Origin of the sequence: Carboxylicivirga taeanensis (genome assembly GCF_051851475.1) — a bacterium.
Lineage (GTDB): Bacteria > Bacteroidota > Bacteroidia > Bacteroidales > Marinilabiliaceae > Carboxylicivirga > Carboxylicivirga taeanensis.
This window is the reverse complement of record NZ_JBPUSJ010000001.1, coordinates 293,633-314,081: the sequence shown is the minus strand read 5'-3', so window position 1 is coordinate 314,081 and position 20,449 is coordinate 293,633. Positions and strand designations below refer to the sequence as shown.

General features: G+C 44.3%; 17 protein-coding genes. All 17 read left to right on the top strand.

The window, feature by feature from the left end; translation table 11 throughout:
* The first annotated feature begins 73 nt into the window (after positions 1-73).
* The 17 genes from hpt to ACSX1H_RS01360 all read left to right on the top strand — a co-directional run bounded on the left by hpt (position 74) and on the right by ACSX1H_RS01360 (position 20,435).
* Positions 74-610, top strand: coding sequence for a hypoxanthine phosphoribosyltransferase (gene hpt, locus ACSX1H_RS01440; protein ID WP_439181748.1), 537 nt, complete (start codon positions 74-76; stop codon positions 608-610).
* A gap of 40 nt (positions 611-650) precedes the next feature.
* Positions 651-1,223 carry an adenylate kinase gene (locus ACSX1H_RS01435; protein WP_439181747.1) on the top strand — a complete coding sequence of 191 codons (573 nt, stop codon included), beginning with the start codon at positions 651-653 and terminating at the stop codon, positions 1,221-1,223.
* Positions 1,224-1,292: 69 nt separating this feature from the next.
* The gene (gene obgE, locus ACSX1H_RS01430; RefSeq protein ID WP_439181746.1) at positions 1,293-2,291 is read left to right on the top strand and encodes a GTPase ObgE; all 999 of its coding nucleotides are present in this window, start codon (positions 1,293-1,295) and stop codon (positions 2,289-2,291) included.
* A complete protein-coding gene (locus ACSX1H_RS01425) occupies positions 2,261-4,096 on the top strand; it encodes a MutS-related protein (protein ID WP_439181745.1) in 1,836 nt (611 codons plus the stop codon). The genes obgE and ACSX1H_RS01425 overlap by 31 nt, the downstream gene beginning before the upstream one ends.
* Before the next feature lie 122 nt (positions 4,097-4,218).
* On the top strand, positions 4,219-6,075 hold the full coding sequence (locus ACSX1H_RS01420) for a DNA topoisomerase IV subunit B (protein ID WP_439181744.1): 1,857 nt from the start codon (positions 4,219-4,221) through the stop codon (positions 6,073-6,075).
* A 15-nt stretch (positions 6,076-6,090) separates the two neighbouring features.
* Complete coding sequence (locus ACSX1H_RS01415) at positions 6,091-8,724, top strand: DNA gyrase/topoisomerase IV subunit A (protein ID WP_439181743.1); 2,634 nt, start codon at positions 6,091-6,093, stop codon at positions 8,722-8,724.
* A 67-nt stretch (positions 8,725-8,791) separates the two neighbouring features.
* A complete protein-coding gene (locus ACSX1H_RS01410; protein ID WP_439181742.1) occupies positions 8,792-9,316 on the top strand; it encodes a shikimate kinase in 525 nt (174 codons plus the stop codon).
* A gap of 239 nt (positions 9,317-9,555) precedes the next feature.
* A complete protein-coding gene (gene hemA / locus ACSX1H_RS01405) occupies positions 9,556-10,824 on the top strand; it encodes a glutamyl-tRNA reductase (protein ID WP_439181741.1) in 1,269 nt (422 codons plus the stop codon).
* Positions 10,825-10,886: 62 nt separating this feature from the next.
* Positions 10,887-11,825, top strand: a complete 939-nt coding sequence (gene hemC / locus ACSX1H_RS01400; RefSeq protein WP_439181740.1) for a hydroxymethylbilane synthase — start codon at positions 10,887-10,889, stop codon at positions 11,823-11,825.
* Position 11,826: 1 nt separating this feature from the next.
* A complete protein-coding gene (locus ACSX1H_RS01395) occupies positions 11,827-12,579 on the top strand; it encodes a uroporphyrinogen-III synthase (protein ID WP_439181739.1) in 753 nt (250 codons plus the stop codon).
* Positions 12,580-12,596: 17 nt separating this feature from the next.
* A complete protein-coding gene (gene hemB / locus ACSX1H_RS01390) occupies positions 12,597-13,577 on the top strand; it encodes a porphobilinogen synthase (RefSeq protein ID WP_439181738.1) in 981 nt (326 codons plus the stop codon).
* A gap of 90 nt (positions 13,578-13,667) precedes the next feature.
* Positions 13,668-14,960: a glutamate-1-semialdehyde 2,1-aminomutase gene (gene hemL / locus ACSX1H_RS01385; RefSeq protein WP_439181737.1), complete on the top strand. Its 1,293-nt coding sequence runs from the start codon at positions 13,668-13,670 to the stop codon at positions 14,958-14,960.
* An 85-nt stretch (positions 14,961-15,045) separates the two neighbouring features.
* Positions 15,046-16,080, top strand: coding sequence for a uroporphyrinogen decarboxylase (hemE, locus tag ACSX1H_RS01380; protein WP_439181736.1), 1,035 nt, complete (start codon positions 15,046-15,048; stop codon positions 16,078-16,080).
* A gap of 125 nt (positions 16,081-16,205) precedes the next feature.
* Positions 16,206-17,588, top strand: a complete 1,383-nt coding sequence (gene hemN, locus ACSX1H_RS01375) for an oxygen-independent coproporphyrinogen III oxidase (RefSeq protein WP_439181735.1) — start codon at positions 16,206-16,208, stop codon at positions 17,586-17,588.
* A gap of 129 nt (positions 17,589-17,717) precedes the next feature.
* A complete protein-coding gene (hemH, locus tag ACSX1H_RS01370; RefSeq protein ID WP_439181734.1) occupies positions 17,718-18,635 on the top strand; it encodes a ferrochelatase in 918 nt (305 codons plus the stop codon).
* Entirely contained in the window at positions 18,628-19,995 is a 1,368-nt protein-coding gene (gene hemG, locus ACSX1H_RS01365; protein ID WP_439181733.1) for a protoporphyrinogen oxidase, read from the top strand. The genes hemH and hemG overlap by 8 nt, the downstream gene beginning before the upstream one ends.
* Positions 19,992-20,435, top strand: coding sequence for a hypothetical protein (locus tag ACSX1H_RS01360; RefSeq protein WP_439181732.1), 444 nt, complete (start codon positions 19,992-19,994; stop codon positions 20,433-20,435). The genes hemG and ACSX1H_RS01360 overlap by 4 nt, the downstream gene beginning before the upstream one ends.
* The last annotated feature ends 14 nt before the right edge of the window (positions 20,436-20,449 follow it).

The following is a 20,449-nucleotide window of genomic DNA, read 5'->3' as shown; positions in this document are numbered from 1 at the left end:
GTGTAACTGTCTATATTACAGATGGTAGCATTAGGCATTGGTATTTCTTGAACCAAAATAAATTAAAGAAGCAATGAACCGAGTTAAGATATTAGATAAAGAATTTGAGTTGTCGATACCTGAAGAAAAGTTGTTGCAGGCTGTTGGTCAGGTTGCTGAGCAGATGAATGAAGAATTGAAGGGAAAAAATCCTTTGATGGTGTGCGTCTTAAACGGCTCATTTATGTTTGCATCGGACCTGATGAAACGACTTGATTTTCCCTGCGAAATAAGCTTTGTTAAATTATCCTCTTACTCGGGAACTGGTTCAACAGGAGAAGTAAAAGAGCTAATTGGTTTGAACGAAAATATCGCGGGTCGCACCATTGTGTTGCTCGAAGATATTGTGGATACCGGTTTGACAATCATTAATACTGTCAATCAGGTGAAACAAATGGGGCCGGAAGATGTGAAAGTGGCCACCATGTTATTTAAACCCGATGCGTGCAAACAAGATGTAACGCTTGACTATGTAGGCATGGAAATACCAAATGATTTCATCGTAGGCTATGGCTTGGATTACGATGGTTACGGAAGAAATCTGAAAGATATATATACCGTAGTAGAATAAATACCATATATATAATTATAATAAAATAAAGGAGTAACACATGCTCAATGTTGTCATCTTTGGCGCACCGGGATCGGGAAAAGGTACGCAAAGCAAATTAATTGCAGAGAAGTATAATTTAGCTCACGTTTCGACGGGAGATTTGTGCAGAAAGGCGATTCACAATAATACCCATGAAGGTGTAATCGCAAAGAGCTATATCGATAAAGGGGAGTTGGTGCCTGATGAAACCATTCTTAATATGTTGGATGCTTTCCTGGAGAGCTTGCCGCGTGAACAAGGAGTTATTTTCGATGGTTTTCCACGAACAGTTGCTCAGGCAGAAGCGCTTATTGAGATTATGCAGTCGCATGGTACAAAGGTATCTGTGCTGTTAAACCTGGAAGTAGACTCTGATGAGTTAATGGCTCGTCTGTTGAAACGTGCTGAAACAGAGGGACGTTCTGACGATAATGTGGAGACGATTCAAAAGCGTTTGGAAGTATATGAAAAGCAAACATTGCCTGTGATTGAGTTCTATCGTCAGAGGCGCCTGTACAAGCCTATCGTGGGGGTTGGTGATATCAATGATATCTTTGGCCGTGTTTGTGAGGTATTAAACGAACTGAAGTAAATTTATTTTCACGATATTTGAGCCACGGTAATTATTTACCGTGGCTTATTGTGTTTTAAATACTAATGTATGGCAGGTACAAATTTTGTAGATTACGTAAAGATTTTTTGTCGCTCAGGAAAAGGAGGAGCCGGATCGGCTCACCTGCGTCGTGAGAAATTTGTGGCCATGGGCGGGCCTGATGGAGGAGATGGCGGTCGCGGTGGTCATATTATAGTACGTGGTAATCGCAATACCTGGACTCTGCTGCATTTAAAGTATAAACGTCACGTTTTTGCCGGACATGGAGCGAGTGGAAGCAAGCAGCGTTCGACCGGTGCAGATGGAGAAGATCGCGTCATAGAGGTGCCTTTGGGTACCATCGCTAAAGATGCTGAAACCGGCGAAGTATTGTTTGAAATCACCGAGCATGATCAGGAGCAAATTTTGGTAAAAGGTGGACGTGGGGGTCTTGGAAACTGGAACTTTAAGTCAGCAACCAATCAAACTCCGCGTTATGCTCAGCCCGGGGAAGATGGCATTGAGATGGCAGCTATTCTGGAGCTGAAGGTGCTCGCCGATGTGGGGCTTGTTGGTTTTCCAAATGCCGGTAAATCAACTCTTTTATCGGTTTTGTCGGCCGCTAAACCTGAAATTGCGGATTATCCATTTACCACCCTGGTGCCTAATCTGGGCATTGTATCCTACCGCGAGCATCAGTCATTTGCTATGGCAGATATCCCCGGAATTATCGAAGGGGCCAGTGAAGGTAAGGGGCTCGGTATACGGTTCTTAAGGCATATTGAGCGGAACTCTATACTGTTGTTTTTAGTGCCGGCGGATGCTGAAGATATCAAAAAAGAATATCAGATTTTGTTGAATGAACTAAAGCAGTATAATCCTGAATTACTGGATAAAGGGCGCATGTTGGCTATTTCCAAATCAGATATGCTCGATGAGGAGCTGATTGAGGAAATTAAGAAAGACTTGCCAGATCTGCCTTATGTTTTTATATCTTCGGTTGCCAATAATGGCATTACAGAGCTGAAAGATATGATATGGGAGCAACTAATGGCCGCCAACCAATAGAAGATAGAAGTCAATCGTACATTTCCAGTCGGAATGAATGGCAAAAGAAGGAAACCAGACTAAGTCACAACTTTGTTGTGAATGCGTGGCTGCGTCTGCTCTTTTTTGTAGCTGCGTTTGCAGTGCCATTTTTACTATGTGAGCCTTGGACGACCAGTTTCTTTATCGTTTTTGCGCTGTCTTTTGGGGCGTTTTTAGGCCTTGTCTGGCGAGCCAACCGTATAAGTTATGAGCGGATGTATGTCGCATTTCGGCTGCAGTTGCTCAACAAAGAGATCAAGGCATTGGGGCATGAGTGGGTCGATGAGGCCGATGGGGCTGATTTGATTGAGATGGAGCACGACTATGCCCATGATCTGGATTTGTTTGGAAAAGGTTCCCTTTTTCAGTTTATTAACCGAACAGCCACAAAAGGTGGTTATCTTAGTTTGGGCAAAAAGCTCAAAACTGTTCTACTCAATGCCAGCCAAATTCGCGCGCGGCAAACAGCCATTAAGGAGCTGGCCAGTCTGAATGATTTCAGACAGCACTACTATGCATTGGCCGCTATCGTTGAAAAAGGAAACAAGCGTAACCGTCAGCTGGATGTATCTAAACAGCCCGATTTATCTTTTATTACAGGTTGGACCAAATATCTGATAGCCGTTTTTTTTCTCTTGCTAGGAGCTTCTGTTTTATTGGTGGCTATTGGTGTATGGAGTGCCAATGTAATTATGTGGTTGTTTTTTCTGGGGCTCATGTTGGCCGGCATTCATCTTAAGAAGATCAACAGGGTGCATAACGAAGTGTCTTCTCTGGGAAATTACTTGCACCGTTATGCGCGTTTGATTAAGCATGTGGAGCAAACAGATATGCAGTCGCCTTATTTGGTAGAGCTTAAGCAAGGATTGGAAGTTGATGGGCAGACGGCCAGTGAAGTTATGCAGCGGCTGGCTTCTCACATTAAGCTGTTCGATCAGCGTTTAAACATGTTGTCAGGTGTTTTGCTGAATGGGTTTCTTCTGTGGGATTTGATTGTGTGTTTTCGTCTGCAGGGTTGGTATCAAAAATATGGCGATCAGCTTGTGCGCTGGATGGAAACGTTGGATGAGCTGGAAGCTTTGAATAGTCTGGCTACCTTTACTTATAATCATCCCAATTATGTATTGCCCCGCTTGTCGACCGATGTCATATTTACTGCCACCGAATTGGGACATCCACTGATTTCTGCTGAAGAGCGGGTTTGTAATAATTTTGATTTTAGTGAACAGCAGCGCATATGTGTGATAACTGGTGCAAATATGGCTGGCAAAAGTACTTTTCTCAGAACGGTTGGCGTTGCTTTGGTGCTTGCAGGCAACGGTTGTGTGGTGCCGGCCAGGGAGTTGGAGTATAAACCTCTGCCGTTTATTACCAATATGCGCGCGGTGGATAATCTGTTAAAACACGAATCCTACTTTTTTGCTGAATTAAGTCGATTGCAAATGATAGTGGAACGCCTCAAAGAACATGGCGAACTCTTTTTTATTCTTGATGAGATTTTAAAGGGGACCAATTCATTGGACAAGTACCAGGGGTCGGTAGCGCTGATTAAACAATTGCTCAAATACAACGGGTGCGGCCTTGTGGCCACTCACGACCTCGAATTGGGGCAGCTGTCAGAAGAAACTCAAGGACGAGTTTTCAACAATTGCTTTGAGGTAAATTTTGATAATGAGGGATTAAGCTTTGACTATAAACTCCGAACGGGGGTTACACAAAGTCATAATGCAACCTATTTAATGGAGAAAATGGGTTTGATTCCCAGTGAGAACGTGCGGTTTTGACTGGGGACCGAGTGACGATTGTTAATAAAGAAATTACGAAACATTTCGTCTTTTAATTATATTTGGATGGTTTTCCGCAAAAGAGGACCTACACTTTTCCGAAATTTTAGTTGTTTTTAAGTATGAGTAGTCAAAATACACAGAACTATTCCGAAGATGCGATCCGAACGCTCGACTGGAAAGAACATATTCGTCGGCGTCCGGGGATGTATATTGGTAAGTTGGGAGATGGAGCTTTCGCCGACGATGGTATTTATGTGTTACTCAAAGAGGTAATGGATAATTCCATTGACGAATTCATGATGGGTAACGGGAAGAAAATTGAAGTTACTGTCCAGGATGGAAGGGTATCCGTGCGCGATTTTGGGCGCGGTATTCCGCTCGGAAAGGTAATTGATGTGGCATCCAAGATGAATACCGGGGCTAAATACGACTCTAAAGCCTTTAAAAAATCTGTGGGTCTAAATGGAGTAGGTATCAAAGCTGTTAATGCCTTGAGTACCGAGTTTACCGTTCAGGCCTATCGTGAAGGACAGAGCAAACGCGTTGATTTCAGTCGTGGTGAAGTCGTTACAGATCATGAGCAGACAACATCCAGTGAGCCCAATGGCACTTTCATTACTTTTACGCCTGATGTCGAGATATTTGAAAGCTATACTTTTCGCGAAGAATTTATCGAAACACTGCTACGCAACTATACCTACCTGAATAAAGGCCTATCTATTATTTACAACGGTAAAGTGTTTCAGAGTAAAAATGGGCTGCTCGATCTGCTGGATGAGAACATGGATGGTGAAGGGCTGTATCCGATTATTCATCTTGAAGGTGAAGATCTGGAAATTGCGGTAACACACGGTAATCAGTATGGCGAAGAGTATTATACTTTTGTGAATGGACAGCATACCACGCAGGGAGGAACTCACCTGGTGGCGTTTCGTGAAGCCTATGTAAAAACCATTCGCGATTTCTACAACAAAAATTTTGATGTGTCTGATATCCGCACCGGAATTATCGCGGCGGTGAGTATCAAGGTCGAAGAGCCGGTGTTTGAGTCACAAACAAAAACAAAGCTGGGCTCTAAAGACATTGGACCAAATGGGCCATCTGTGCGTAACTTTATCCTTGATTTTGTAACCGAGAACCTGGATAACTACCTGCACAAACATGCTGAGAGTGCCGATATTCTGAACAAAAAGATTCTCGAATCGGAGAAAGAGCGTAAAGCAATTTCAGGTATAAAAAAGTTGGCGCGCGAGCGAGCAAAAAAGGTAAGTCTGCATAATAAAAAATTGCGCGATTGTCGTATTCATTATACCGATATTAAAAAGGATGAGAACCTAGCCAGCTCCATTTTTATTACCGAGGGAGATTCGGCCAGTGGATCCATTACTAAAGCACGTAATGTCAACTCTCAGGCTGTGTTTAGCTTAAAGGGTAAGCCGCTAAATAGTTACGGATTAACGCGTAAGGTGGTGTATGAAAACGAAGAGTTTAACCTGCTTCAGGCAGCTCTCAATATCGAAGATGGACTGGAGACCCTGCGCTATAATCAGGTAATTATTGCAACAGATGCCGATGTGGATGGAATGCACATCCGCTTGCTTTTGTTGACCTTTTTCCTTCAGTTCTTTCCCGAGCTGGTTAAAAACGGGCACCTATATATCTTACAAACCCCCTTGTTTCGTGTGCGAAACAAGAAAAAGACCTTCTATTGCTATTCTGATGAGGAGAAGCATTCGGCCATAAAAAAATGTGGGCCTAAGCCTGAGATAACGCGCTTTAAAGGGCTCGGTGAGATTTCGCCTGATGAGTTTAAGCACTTTATTGGTAAAGACATTCGCCTCGAACAGGTGCGCTTGAAAAAGGATGTGCCCATCAAAGATTTATTGGAGTTTTATATGGGTAAGAACACCCCCATTAGGCAAAACTTTATTATCGATAATCTGATTATTGAAGAAGACCTTGTTACTCAAGAATAAAACTGTTACGAAAGAATGAGTTTCGACGATACAAATAACCCCAATACACCGGAGGACATGCCTTCGGAGTCATCAGAAAATCAACCGCAGGAAGGCCAGCGCATATGGGATGTTGATGAAACATCAGTGAACCACTTGCCCGGTATGTATCGCGAGTGGTTTCTGGACTATGCCTCTTACGTGATTCTGGAGCGGGCCGTCCCTCATATTAATGATGGATTAAAGCCGGTGCAGCGCCGTATTTTGCATGCAATGCGCCGCATGGATGATGGCCGCTATAATAAGGTTGCCAATATTATTGGTTTTACCATGCAGTTTCACCCGCATGGAGATGCTTCCATTGGTGATGCTTTGGTACAACTGGGGCAAAAAGACTTACTCATCGACTGTCAGGGGAACTGGGGGAACGTATTTACCGGTGATAGTTCAGCTGCTCCCCGTTATATAGAAGCTCGACTGACCAAGTTTGCGCAGGAGGTGGTTTTTAACCCAAAAACGACCGAATGGAAACTGAGCTATGACGGGCGAAATAACGAACCCGTTACCTTACCTGTTAAGTTTCCTTTGTTGCTGGCACAGGGTGTGGAGGGAATTGCGGTAGGACTTGCATCAAAGCTCTTGCCTCACAATTTCAATGAGCTCATTGACGCGTCGGTGAACTATTTGGAGAAGAAGCCCTTTGAGTTGTTTCCTGATTTTCCAACAGGTGGTATGGTGGATGTATCGCGCTATAACGATGGCCTGCGAGGGGGAGCAGTGAAGGTAAGAGCCAAAATTAGTAAGCTCGATAGTAAAACACTTGTGATTTCCGATATCCCCTATGGAAAAAACACCACTACTCTTATCGAATCTATTCTGAAGGCTAATGATAAGGGTAAAATTAAGATCAAGAAGATTGATGATAATACGGCAGAGAATGTAGAAATACTTGTTTATCTGCCAGCCGGGGCATCGCCTGATAAAACCATCGATGCGTTATATGCTTTTACCGATTGTGAGTTGTCTATATCGCCAAACTCCTGTGTTATTCAGGATAATAAACCGTATTTCATTGGTGTCAGTGAAATCCTGAAGGAGAACACCGACAATACGGTGCATTTGTTGAAGCGTGAGCTGGAGATACGTAAGGGTGAACTGGAGGAAGCCTGGCACATGTCTTCGTTGGAACGGATTTTTATCGAGAATAAAATCTATCAGCGCATGGAAGACTGTGAATCAATGGAGGCTGTTGTGCAAACTATTGATCACGGCCTGGAGCCTTTCAAGAGTTTATTGCGCCGTGAAGTTACCCGCGATGATATTGTGAAGCTCACGCAAATCAGAATGATTCGTATATCGAAATTCGATGCAAAAAAAGCAGATGAGTACATCGCTTCGCTTGAAGAAGAGATGGAGCAAATAGTCTACCACCTCGACAATCTGATCACCTATGCCATCGACTACTTCAAACATATTAAGAAGCAGTTTGGTAAAAACTTCCCGCGTAAAACAGAGATCAGGAGTTTCGCTAATATTGAGGCCTCCAAAGTGGTGGTGAAAAATGAGAAGCTTTATATCAACCGCGAAGACGGCTTTATTGGTACTGCGCTCAAAAAGGATGAGTACGTTTGTGACTGTTCCGATATTGACGACATAATTATTTTCTATAAGGATGGAAAATATGTGGTTACTAAGGTCACGGATAAGGCCTTTGTAGGAAAGGACATCATTCACATTGCAGTGTTTAAAAAGAATGATAAGCGGACCATCTATAATGCGGTGTATCGCGATGGTAAAGGTGGTATTATGTACATGAAGCGTTTTGCAGTTACTGGTGTAACCCGTGATAAAGAATACCATATTACCAAAGAAACACCTGGTTCAAAACTAATGTATTTCAGTGCGAACCCAAATGGTGAATCAGAGATATTAAAGGTCGTGCTCCGACCAAAGGCCCGTATTCGAAACCTTGTGTTTGAAGTGGATATGGGTGAGCTGGCCATCAAAGGGCGCTCGGCAATGGGTAATATTCTTACAAAGCACGAAGTAAAATCCATATCGCTCAAAAGAAAAGGCGAATCGACATTAGGCGGACGTAAAATCTGGTTTGAACATGAAACCCTGCGTCTAAACGCCGATGGTCGCGGACAGTACCTTGGTGAGTTCAGTGGGGGCGATCAGGTATTGGTAATTACCAAAGACGGGAAGTATCATTTGACTTCCTTCGACCTGAGCAATCACTACGAGGATAATATTCTCATTATTGAAAAATTCAGGAGCGATGTGGTGTGGTCCGCAGTGTATTTTGATGCTGATCAGAATTACTACTATATAAAGCGCTTCCAATTCGAAAACGCGGTGAAAGAGCAATCGTTCATTGGCGACAACCCAAAATCGCGCCTTGTTAAAATCATGCACGTAGACTACCCACGCCTGGAGGTGAAATTTGGCGGTGATGATAAGTTGCGTGAAAAGCTCATTGTTGAGGTGGCCGAGTTTATTGGGGTAAAAAGTTTTAAAGCAAAAGGAAAAAGGCTGACGACTTTTCAGGTATCTAAAATTCATGAATTGGAGCCTGTAGTAGATGAGTCCAGTGCAAATAATGAGAATGCTGATGGCCATGAGCCCTTAGAAGATGAGGATGAAAATCAAATGTCCTTGTTTGAATAGAGGATGATAAAGGCTGCATTGGGCAGGCAATAAAAATTAGAGTGATAGAGTAATAAACCGGATAGAGATGGTCATTAAACGCATTTTTCTGATTGGCTTTATGGGGAGTGGTAAATCGACCCTGGGAAAGAGGCTGAAATCTGAGCTGGGCTGGGATTTTCTCGATCTGGATGATTACTTTGAAAGTCGTTATCAAACCACAATCAAACAATATTTTGCAGAGCAAGGCGAGCAGGCCTTTCGTAAAGCCGAGCAGGCCTTGCTCTCAGAGGTTACTGGCCTTGAGCAGGTAATTATTGCAACCGGTGGAGGCACGCCTTGTTACTTCGATAATATGGCGGTGATGAATCGTTCGGGCCTTACGATTTATATTAAACTTCCCGTTAAAACTTTAGCCGAACGACTCATGGGTGCCAAACAGGTAAGGCCCTTAGTGGCCGGAAAATCTGGCGAGGAATTAGTGACTTATATTCAAGAAAAACTGGCCGAAAGAGAAGCTTATTACCAGCAGGCAAACGTTATTGCCGATGGCGATGTTTTAGGGGTGGATGGCTTCGTCCGCATCATAAAAGCGTCGGGCGATTTGTTGTAGGTCCTAATTTCCTGAAATCTATAGCTGGCCTAGCTTGTAATTGTTTAAGCCAGGTGGCGATTGGATGAACAAACGGCCTGATTTTAACATTTTTTATCTAAAATCATTCTAAAAAAGTTTTATTGCACCTGATTTGGCAAGTTCTTCAGATTTGCTACAGATTTCGTTTTTATTTTTGATTCATAAGCTCGACGAATGGCTTTAGATAACTAATGAACTAGTAATTCTGAATCGAAACTATGGTTGGTCTAATTGGAATAAGTCACCAAACTGCACTACTCGAGATACGTGAGCAATTGGTAATTACCCGCGAGGAAGTAACGGGTCTGTATGAATACCTGAATCATAAGTGTGAGGTAGATGGTATTATGGCATTGAGTACCTGTAACAGAACAGAGTTGTACTTCGAAGCCAATTCATCACAGATGACCGATGCAACCGCTTTTATGGAGAAAGTAACCGATGCATACATCTCTTATTTCAAAAAGAATGAAAGTATCAAAAAGTACCTGTATACACATGCGGGGCTCGATTGTGCCCGTCATCTATTCAGGGTGGCTACCGGTCTTGATTCTTTGATACTGGGTGAATACCAGATTGTTTCTCAGTTGAAAGAAGCCTTTTCGTGGGTTGATAATACTGCCATGGTAGGTCCCGAATTAACGCGCATGGTACACAAAGCGTTCGAAGCAGGTAAATTGGTGCGAACAAAAACAGCCCTGAATAAAGGAGCGGTATCTGTTAGTTCGGCAGCTGTTGAGCTGGTTGGGAAAAAGTTGAATGCTTTTCCGAATGTTAAAGCCCTAACTGTTGGAGCCGGCGAAACAGGAACCATTGTGGCACTGAACCTGTCAAAGAAAGGATGTGTTAACAATTGGGTAACCAACCGTACGCTTGGAAAGGCTGAGCAACTGGCTGATCGGGTTCAGGGGGTGGCCTTCCCATTCGAAGCTCATATAGAGCAGTTATTAGCGGTGGATGTAGTAACTTACGCCACCGGGTCGTCACGCACCTTGCTGACGAAAGAAGTGTTGGCGGACATCATGCAGCGTAGAGACCATAAGCCGCTGTTGGTGCTTGATTTGTGCAGCCCTCGTAACGTTGATGCCGATGCAGGATCGATAGAAGGAGTAACAGTCTATGATCTGGATCATATGGAAGACGTGGTGAAGGCTAATTTTGAGAAACGTAAAGGCAAGCTTCAGGAGGCTGAAGCGATCATCGAAGAGGTGTTGGCCGAGTTTGATGACTGGTTAAACATCCGCCGGATGAGCTCCACAATCTGTGCTATTACTTCGACATTCAAAGGCGTGCATTCCCTGGAAGCAAAAAATTATAAGAAAGTTAAAGATGACGATGAGGCATCACAAAAAATAAACGAGTATGGCGAGCACCTCAGTGCTAAATTAACCCGGATGCTTATAAAGCAAATGAAGATGGTGACCAATGAAGGTCGCGATTCAGAAAAGGTAAAAATACTCGAAGAATTTTTTAACTTTAACTCATAGATATTATAGAATACAGATGTTTTTGTCATCTGTATTTTTTTACCGCAGAATCCCTAAAGCGTATGAATACATCCATTGTTCGAATTGGAACACGAGGTAGTAAATTAGCCTTATACCAGGCTAATTTGGTTAAATCAAAACTGGAAGAAGCCTTTCCTGAAAAAACTTTCGAAATAGTTATTATTTCCACCAAAGGCGATATTATCCTTGACGTTGCTCTCTCTAAAATTGGCGATAAAGGCTTATTTACCAAAGAGCTGGAGCATTCTCTATTTAATAATGAGGTAGATATGTGTGTGCATAGTCTAAAAGACATGCCCACTATTTTTCCGGCAGGAGCCAAATTAGGTGCCATTCTAACGCGGGCTGAAAACAGAGACGCATGGGTATGTAAAAATGGCCTTTCACTGGAGGAGATGACTGAAGAGCACAAAGTGGCTACCTCTAGTTTACGACGCATGGCGCAGGTTCACCGCATTAATCCTAAAGTTAAGGTGGTTGACATACGAGGTAATGTTGAGACACGCCTGAAAAAGATGCATGACGGGCATTGCGATGCCATGGTGATGGCTGGTGCCGGTCTTCTTCGTTTAGGATATGACGATGTAATTTCGGATCTGTTCGAACCTGAGTATTTTGTATCGGCCTGTGGACAAGGAGCAATTGCGGTTGAAATACGAGAGGACGATGAACGCATTGAATCACTGGTGAAAGAACTGCACTGTCAGACCAGCTATCAGCAGATTACGGCTGAGCGTAGCTTCCTTAATGAGTTGGAAGGTGGCTGTCAGATTCCTATTGGCGCCTATGCGCGCATCGAAGGCGATGAGTTGCATCTATTGGGCTTGGTTGCAATGCCCGACGGCACCAAAGAACTTCGTGCTGAGTTGAGCGGAAAAGCGAGTGACGCCGAAGCCATTGGTCGCCAACTGGCTCAGCAAATTGCTAAAGATGGGGGCCTTGAAATATTGGAGAAAGTACGAACTTTAAACAACCAGTAATATGAACCCAACTTCGCGACAATATGCCGTAATATTAACCCATCCCATGGGAAATGAAGACTTGTTGTACAAAGGTTTAGTGAGCGAAGGAGTTGAGGTAGTGTGCGATCCGATGATTGACACCACTCCGGTTAAAATGACAGAAGAGTGTCGACAGGATATCTATCAGAGTCGTCGCATAATATTCACCAGTAAAAGAGCCGTTGAATATTTCTTTGAGCAGATGACGCCGGCCGACGTGTTGGATAAAAGCTTTATATGTATTGGCAAAAAAACCGCTCAGGTACTGGAGAGCCACGGAGTGAAGCCTTGGTGGGTTTCCAGTGGACGAACGGCTACTGACTTGGTGAAAGAACTGCAGCAAGCGCATATACGGCCAGGTGAGAAGTGGCTGGCTTTGCTCGGTGAATTGGCCGAAAACACCCTGGAGGATGGCCTCAGAAATGTGTGTGATTATAAGCGTTATAACCTGTATCGCACCATTATTGCCGACCAGCAAAACGAAACAACCATCGAGTTATTACGTTCTAAAAAGCCATTAATGGTGGTGTGTACAAGCCCTTCTTGTTTTAATGGGTTTATGGGCTTATACAGCTCTCTGCTTCATAGCGAGGTCGGTTTTGCATCTATTGGTCCTGCTACCACCAAGGCCATGAAAAAGCTGAATGTTACCCCAGAAATTACAGCTCCCATGTCGACCTATGAAGGCTTATGGCAAGAAATGAAACATCGATTTAAACCTGAATATTTGTAATATAAAACAATTGAAATATGGCATTTCCCGATACCCGATTAAGACGATTAAGATACAATAAGATAGTTCGCCACATGGTGACCGAAACACATTTACGTGTTGAAGATTTAGTTTATCCCCTTTTTGTTTGTCCGGGAACAGGCGTTAAAAACCCCATTAGCTCTATGCCGGGCAACTACCAGATGTCGGTTGATGTGCTGGTTGAGGAATGCAAGCGGGCCGTATCTAAGGGCGTGAAAAGTGTTTTGCTTTTTGGTATTCCTGAGCATAAAGATGAGCATGGCCATGTGGCTTGCCAAAGAGATGGCATTGTGCAAAAAGCCATTCGTGCCATTAAAGCCGAGGTTGATGACATCCTGATTATTGCAGACGTGTGCAATTGCGAGTACACCACTCACGGGCATTGTGGGACTATTATCGATAACGATGTGGATAACGACAGCACTCTGAAAACACTCGCCGACCAGTCTGTGTCATTGGCGGAAGCAGGTGCTGATGTAATTGCACCAAGCGATATGATGGATGGCCGCGTATTACGTATCCGTGAATCATTGGATTTAGCTGGTTACGAAAAGATTCCAATCATGTCTTATGCTGCCAAATATGCATCTGGTTTCTACGGACCTTTCCGTGAAGCAGCTGAAAGCGCCCCTCAGTTTGGCGACCGCAGCACCTATCAGATGAATCCGGCTAACTCGGATGAAGCCATGCGCGAGATTGCTGCCGACATTGAAGAGGGAGCGGATATTGTGATGGTGAAACCGGCCTTGAGCTACCTCGATATCATCTATCGCACCAAGCATGAGTTTGAAATGCCAACAGCAGCATACAATGTGAGTGGGGAGTTCAGTATGGTGAAAGCAGCCGGAGAAAAAGACTGGATTGATGAGAAGCGTGTGATGATGGAAGTGTTGCTATCCATCAAGCGTGCCGGCGCCGATATCATTATCACTTATCATGCGCTGGATGCTGCAGACATCCTAAACGGACAGAACTAATAATAAGCTAAGGACAGTTTTTTAAAACATTGTCTAGACATTTTGTCAATCCTCTTGATTGTTATGTCTATCAATCTATTATCTAAAGAAATGAACAATAATAATAGCCAAAATGCCTTTCAGAAAGCACAGGAAGTAATTCCGGGAGGCGTTAACTCACCGGTGCGCGCTTTTAAAAGCGTTGGTATCGCACCAATTTTTATTGATAAAGCCAAGGGAACCACTGTTTGGGACATTGATGGCAATGAGTACACCGACTTTGTTGCGTCATGGGGTCCGCTAATCTTGGGACATGCGCATGATGAAGTACTTGAGGCGGTGGCCAATGCAGCGGCTAAAGGAACCAGTTATGGTGCTCCAACCCTGATTGAGACCGAGATGGCCCAGCAAATAGTTAAGATGGTGCCTTCTATTGAAAAGGTGCGGATGGTGAATTCAGGTACAGAAGCAACCATGAGCGCTATTCGCCTGGCGCGTGGATACACCAAGCGTGAGCTCATTATTAAGTTTGCGGGTTGTTACCATGGTCATGGAGATAGCTTTTTGATTAAAGCCGGTTCAGGAGCCATCACATTGGGTTTACCCGATAGTCCGGGTGTTACCAAAAGCACGGCAAAAGATACATTAACAGCTGATTACAACAACCTGGAGTCGGTAAAAGAACTCTTTGATAAGCATAAAGACCAGATTGCGGCTGTGATTGTTGAGCCAGTAGCTGGTAATATGGGAGTGGTGCCACCTGCCGAAGGTTTCCTGCAAGGATTGCGTGAGCTTACTTGCGACAACGGGGCCCTGCTTATTTTCGATGAGGTTATTACTGGTTTCCGACTGGCCAAAGGGGGTGCACAGGAGTATTTTGATGTGATGCCCGACTTAACAACCATGGGTAAGATTATTGGTGGTGGTTTGCCGGTGGGTGCCTATGGTGGCCGTAAAGAAATAATGGACATGCTGGCGCCTATTGGTCCGGTTTATCAGGCAGGAACACTATCTGGTAATCCACTGGCGATGGCAGCCGGGTTAACCGCGCTTAAGAAGCTGGATGAAATGCCTAATGCTTACGAAGAGCTGGAGCGCAAGGCCGCTTTTGTGGAGGCAGGGCTGCGTCAGAATGCGGAGGATTTGGGTGTGAATGTGGTGCTCAATCGCGTGGGCTCCATGATGACGGCTTTCTTTACCGATGCCAAACAGGTATCATCCTTTGATGAGGCCATGACGGCTGATACTGATAGGTATGCTGCATATTTCAAGCAGGCTGTTCAGCAGGGCTTATACATTGCGCCGTCACAGTTTGAGTGCTTATTCATCTCCATGGCACATACCGAAAAGGATTTGGAGAAACTCATTAAAGGGAACCGTAAAGCCTTAGAAGCAATAAAGTAATAATAGTGCCCGATGCCTGGTGCACTGTGCCCGTATTCTCTTAGGCATATTGCACTGTGCACTGCGCACCAAGCACTAATTAATTATGAATAATATTTTTCTAGATACAGTACACGGAAGAAATACAGAGCGCCCACCGGTGTGGTTTATGCGTCAGGCTGGGCGCGTATTGCCTAATTATCGTGCTCTAAAGGAAAACTACACCTTCTCGGAGTTGATGGAAGATCCAAAGCTGGCCGCTGAAGTAACCCTGATGCCCATTTATGATTTGGGGGTGGATGCGGCAATCTTATTTTCCGATATTTTGGTGGTGCCCGAAGCCTTAGGCATGGCGCTGAAATTTACCGATGCCGGACCTGAGTTTGGTGCTCCTTTGCACACATTTTCCGATCCGGTGAGCCAGCTTAAGAAAGACATGAGTAAGTTGGATCATGTATACGCAGCCATCGATAAAATCATAGAGACACGGCCGGAAGGTAAGCCGCTCATTGGGTTTTGTGGCGGTTTACTAACCACTTTCTGCTTCATGTTCCGCGATAATGTGCGTGACATTACCTTTAAAAATGCAACCGAGTTTTTGTATAAGGACCGGAAGACAAGTAAGAAAATCATCGATGCATTAGCTGAGGTGTCCATAGAATATGCGCTGACACAAGCCGACCATGGTGTGGAGTCGTTCCAACTGTTCGAAACTTATGGTGGTTTATTGCCAGAGGACCTGTATCTGGAGCTGTTTTTGCCTGCTTCTAAAAAGATATTAAACGCAGTCCGCGACAAGGGCGTGCCAACCATCTATTTCCCGAAAGACTTAGGGAATGGTATCAGAGCTATTGATAAGGATGTTGCCGACTTTGTGGGCATTGACTGGCGCATGAGTCTTCAACATGCCCGCGATATTGTTGATCCGGAAGTAGGTTTACAGGGGAATTTGGACCCCCGCTTACTGTATGCGCCGCAACAAGAAATTGAGAAAGTGCTGAATGAAACCTACCTGCCTTTTGGTCGTGATAACCAAAAGTGGATTTTTAACCTGGGGCATGGCATCCTGCCTGACTTGCCGGTGGAGAATGTAAAATTTGTGATTGATTGGGTGAAGTCGGTTGACTGGGGAAGAAAGTAAAGTGTGCATTTGGCTATTGGCAGTTTGCTGATAGCCCTTTGAACTCTATTTGTTGCATGCTGTTTATCTTTTGAAGCTGTTCATCAGTCTTTATTACTTATGTCTTATTACTTGATACGAATAATATGAAACTACAATTTGATAGAAATCTGCTGGAAAAATACAACATAGCCGGACCTCGATATACGAGTTATCCGCCTGCCACATTTTTCCACGAGGAGTATGGGAATGAGAATTACAAGGAGAGTGTGATTCTATCAAATGATGAAACACCGGAGAATGTATCAGTGTATGTACATATTCCGTTTTGTCCTCAGTTGTGTACCTTCTGTGGCTGTACCACCTATACAGGTATGGGGCAAAGTACCATCGAAAAGTATATCGATGTGCTGATAAAGGAGATTGAACTGGTATCAAAAGATGTGTCTAAAGATCGTAAACTGACACAGGTACACTGGGGTGGCGGCACACCTAATGCCATATCAGCCAAATTGATTCGTAAGGTCACCGACACTATTAAGGCCAATTTTAATTTTGCCGATGAATATGAAATGGCCATGGAATGCAGCCCGGCTTATCTCGATTTCGACATGGTGGATGAGTTACGTGATATGGGCTTTAATCGTATCAGTTTGGGCGTTCAGGACTTTAAAAAGGAAGTGTTAACGGCTATTAACCGTCGGCCTGCTAAGGTGCCTGTTGGCGAAATGATTGCTTACCTCAAAAAGGTGGGTTTTTCAGGTGTTAATATTGATTTGGTGTACGGATTACCTTTCCAATCGCAAGAAAGTTTTCGCGAAACAGTGGCAGAAGCATTGGCAGCCGATCCAGACCGTTTAGTGACATTCTCCTATGCACACATTCCGCAGGTGATTTCCCGTCAGCGCATGCTGGAGCAGTATGGCCTGCCCACACCCGATGAAAAGATAACCATGCTTGAGGATGCCTACAACATGGCTGTTGAAGCCGGTTATGTAGCCATTGGAATGGATCACTTTGCCAAGCCAGAGGATGAGTTTGCAATTGCTTTAGAAGCGAAGAAGCTGCACCGTAACTTTCAGGGGTACTGTACCCGCGAAACAACAGGGCAGGTCTATGGCTTTGGTACTTCAAGCATCAGTCAGCTGTTTAATGCCTACAGCCAGAACGAAAAAACCATCAAAAAGTACATGGAGCGCGTGGAGGCAGATGGTCGTGCTGTGGTACGTGGTTATCGCCTCAATCAGAATGAACAAATTGTTCGTCAGGTCATTAATGAGTTGATGTGTAATTATTACGCTGATTTCCGCCAGATAGCGGCCGACTTTTCTGTTGGAACAGATGAGGTGTATGCGGCTGTTGAGTTTGCCGAGGAGAAAGTACAGGCATTTATTGATGATGGTTTACTGACGATTGAGAATGATGCTTTCACTGTAGTAGGCCAGGGGCGTTATGTGATACGTAACATTGCAATGGCCTTTGATCCGGCCCTGAAACAGGGGAAAGGACAATATTCAAAAACTGTTTAATTACAATACTTAAGACTCCCTGTTCAGGGAGTTTTTTTATTGCTCTTCGAAGAACGGATTTTTCAACCATTCTCACTATATTGTGTTTCATCTTTACGGAAAAAAGATTAACCAACGTACACAGTTTATATGAAAGGTATATTACTAGTCAATATGGGAGGCCCTCAGTCGATCAGTGAGATGCGTCTGTTCTTAAAAAACATGTTTAGCGATAAATATATTCTGCCTTTACCTTTTGGAATCAGGCAGTTTGTGGCTAATATGATTGCTAAGAAGCGCCATCCATCGTCTTGGGAAAAGTATCAGCTCATAGGAGGAACGCCTATAATTAAGCACACCGAAGCCACAGGGAAAGCGCTCGCCGAGAGTGCTAATCTGCCGGTTTATACAGCCTATTCCTATACACCACCCTTTATTGCCGATGTGATGAAGCGAATGGTGGACGATGGGATTGAAGAGGTGCATGTATTGACTATGTATCCGCAAGCAAGTGATACAACCACTACCTCTGTTTTTTCTGATGTGCGAAAAGCCGCCAAGAAACTCAATGGCATTGCAATAAGGGAAATATGCGACTACAGTGTACACCCGGCTTTTCTGGAGTATTGGCAAACCATTATTGAAGAGCATATTGCCAAAGAAGGGGTGGAAGATCCCCTGTTGCTATTCACCGCACATGCAATTCCATTATATGGTGTTAAACGGGGCGATAAGTATCCTGATACTGTGAAGCACATGGCGAAGCGGCTGGCCGGATTAATGAATCGCCGTTATGAAGTGGCCTTTCAGTCGCGCGTTGGTCCGGTTAAATGGGTAGGCCCCGATACTGATGATTTTCTGGAGGAATTAGTGGCTGCAGGTGAGAAAAACGTAGTGCTCATCCCGGTTAGCTTTACTACTGAGTGTCTGGAAACCGTTTACGACCTAAATATTAAACTGGTCGATATTTATAAAAGCGATGAGCGACTCAATCATATTTCCAGAGTGGAAATACCTGTTGCTCATCCTATGTTTATCGAAACACTAAAACGTGTCGTTAATGAATAAACAATACGATGTCGTGATATTGGGAGCCGGCGTAACAGGCTTAACGCTGGCTCATCATTTAAATAAGAAGGGACTTAACTTCCATGTGATCGAAAAGGAAGAAAAAGAGGGAGGTGTGATCAACACTCAACGTGAGAAGGGTTTTGTTTTTGAGTCAGGACCTAACTCCGGCATTATTTCGCACCCCGAAGTGGTCGAACTATTCGATGATTTGGGAGAGACCATAAAGGTAGAAAAAGGCAATGATTTGGTGAAGATTCGTTACGTGCTTAAAAACGGCGAATGGCATGCCCTGCCGCATGGTCCTTTATCAGCAGTTTCCACGCCATTATTTACCTTAAAGGACAAGTTTCGAATTCTTGGTGAGCCCTTCAGGGCCAAGGGAACCGATCCTGATGAAACATTGGCTGAGCTGGTGAAACGCCGCATGGGGAACAGTTTCCTCGACTATGCGATTGACCCCTTTATTTTAGGAATCTATGCAGGCGATCCAGCCCAATTAGTCACCCGCCACGCATTGCCGAAGCTCTATAACCTGGAACACAAATACGGCAGCTTCATTGGAGGGGCGCGCAAAAAAGCTAAAGAGCCCAAAACAGAGCTCGATAAGCGAACCGACAGAGCTGTTTTCTCCATCGAAGGGGGGTTAAGCGGGCTTACCCGTGCGTTGCTTACCAGTGCCGGTGAAAGCCATTTTAGTTTTGGTGCTTCTGAGGTAACGATTATTCCCAATAATGGGGCTTATCTGCTGAGTTATACTCACGAAGGCCTTCAAAAGCAAGTAGAGGCAAAAAGAGTGGTGACCACTTTTGGCTCGGTCGGACTAGAAAGTACACTGCCATTTATCAATGGCGACCTGATGCAAGACCTTACCAACCTCAAATATGCCAGAGTCGTTGAAGTGTCCCTGGGTTTTGATAGCTGGGAAGGGCGTCCGCTGGATGGTTTTGGCGGGTTAATACCCCACAAGGAACAGCGTCAGCTGCTGGGTGTTTTGTTTATGTCTTCATTATTTAAAGGGCGGGCGCCTAAAGGAGGCGCTTTACTCACCATTTTTATGGGAGGAGTTCGCAATGAACAGCTTTGCGACCTTAGTGATGAAGAGTTGATGAGTGTGTTAGAGCGTGAGTTTACAGATTTGATGAAAGTGCCTGACTTTAAGCCTTCACTGGTGAAGATTAAGCGCTACAGTCATGCCATCCCTCAGTATGGGGTGAGCTCAGAGGCTCGTTTTAAGGCCATTGAGACGGTGCAGAAACAGTATCCTGGCCTGATCATCGCCGGGAATTTACGCGACGGAATAGGCATGGCCGACCGCATTAAGCAGGCAACAACCATTGCAAGAGAGATGGGCGTATGAGGGAGCTGGTGCTGATAGCCCATATTGTAACCAGTTTTGTGGCAGGTATTATCACCGGAATCATTCTGGTGCGTGCCATTGGAGGGCTGCTGCAACGCGTGTCTTTGAGTAAAAAGGATGTGCAGCTGCCTTTTTTAGCAACACTCCTGTTGTATCTGCAGTTTATCCTCGGCACTTTTTTGTTTGTAATGTACATGCTCGAGTTTGGCAGTGGTGAGGTGGCCATTTACGAGGAGCAGATGATTAAAGGACGCTTTTGGGCGGTTGAGCACTTTATATTAATGGTTTTCACACTGGTTATGAGCCATGTGGGATGGGTGTTTGCCAGAAGTAACCACACGCCCGGACTTATTTTTAAAAAGAATTTTCTATATTTTGGAATTGCCTGTACAATGATTATGATATCCATGGTGATGAACATTGTTAGGTATGCCTTGTAATTATTTTTAATTGG

Bases quoted from the DNA above. Each gene is read 5' to 3' on its own strand.
- hemC (WP_439181740.1), top strand. From the start codon at position 10,887: ATGAATACATCCATTGTTCGAATTGGAACACGAGGTAGTAAATTAGCC.
- ACSX1H_RS01425 (WP_439181745.1), top strand. From the start codon at position 2,261: ATGGGAGCAACTAATGGCCGCCAACCAATAGAAGATAGAAGTCAATCG.
- hemA (WP_439181741.1), top strand. From the start codon at position 9,556: ATGGTTGGTCTAATTGGAATAAGTCACCAAACTGCACTACTCGAGATA.
- ACSX1H_RS01410 (WP_439181742.1), top strand. From the start codon at position 8,792: ATGGTCATTAAACGCATTTTTCTGATTGGCTTTATGGGGAGTGGTAAA.
- hemN (WP_439181735.1), top strand. From the start codon at position 16,206: ATGAAACTACAATTTGATAGAAATCTGCTGGAAAAATACAACATAGCC.
- hemG (WP_439181733.1), top strand. From the start codon at position 18,628: ATGAATAAACAATACGATGTCGTGATATTGGGAGCCGGCGTAACAGGC.
- hemH (WP_439181734.1), top strand. From the start codon at position 17,718: ATGAAAGGTATATTACTAGTCAATATGGGAGGCCCTCAGTCGATCAGT.
- obgE (WP_439181746.1), top strand. From the start codon at position 1,293: ATGGCAGGTACAAATTTTGTAGATTACGTAAAGATTTTTTGTCGCTCA.
- ACSX1H_RS01360 (WP_439181732.1), top strand. From the start codon at position 19,992: ATGAGGGAGCTGGTGCTGATAGCCCATATTGTAACCAGTTTTGTGGCA.
- hemB (WP_439181738.1), top strand. From the start codon at position 12,597: ATGGCATTTCCCGATACCCGATTAAGACGATTAAGATACAATAAGATA.
- hemE (WP_439181736.1), top strand. From the start codon at position 15,046: ATGAATAATATTTTTCTAGATACAGTACACGGAAGAAATACAGAGCGC.
- hemL (WP_439181737.1), top strand. From the start codon at position 13,668: ATGAACAATAATAATAGCCAAAATGCCTTTCAGAAAGCACAGGAAGTA.
- hpt (WP_439181748.1), top strand. From the start codon at position 74: ATGAACCGAGTTAAGATATTAGATAAAGAATTTGAGTTGTCGATACCT.
- ACSX1H_RS01420 (WP_439181744.1), top strand. From the start codon at position 4,219: ATGAGTAGTCAAAATACACAGAACTATTCCGAAGATGCGATCCGAACG.
- ACSX1H_RS01395 (WP_439181739.1), top strand. From the start codon at position 11,827: ATGAACCCAACTTCGCGACAATATGCCGTAATATTAACCCATCCCATG.
- ACSX1H_RS01435 (WP_439181747.1), top strand. From the start codon at position 651: ATGCTCAATGTTGTCATCTTTGGCGCACCGGGATCGGGAAAAGGTACG.
- ACSX1H_RS01415 (WP_439181743.1), top strand. From the start codon at position 6,091: ATGAGTTTCGACGATACAAATAACCCCAATACACCGGAGGACATGCCT.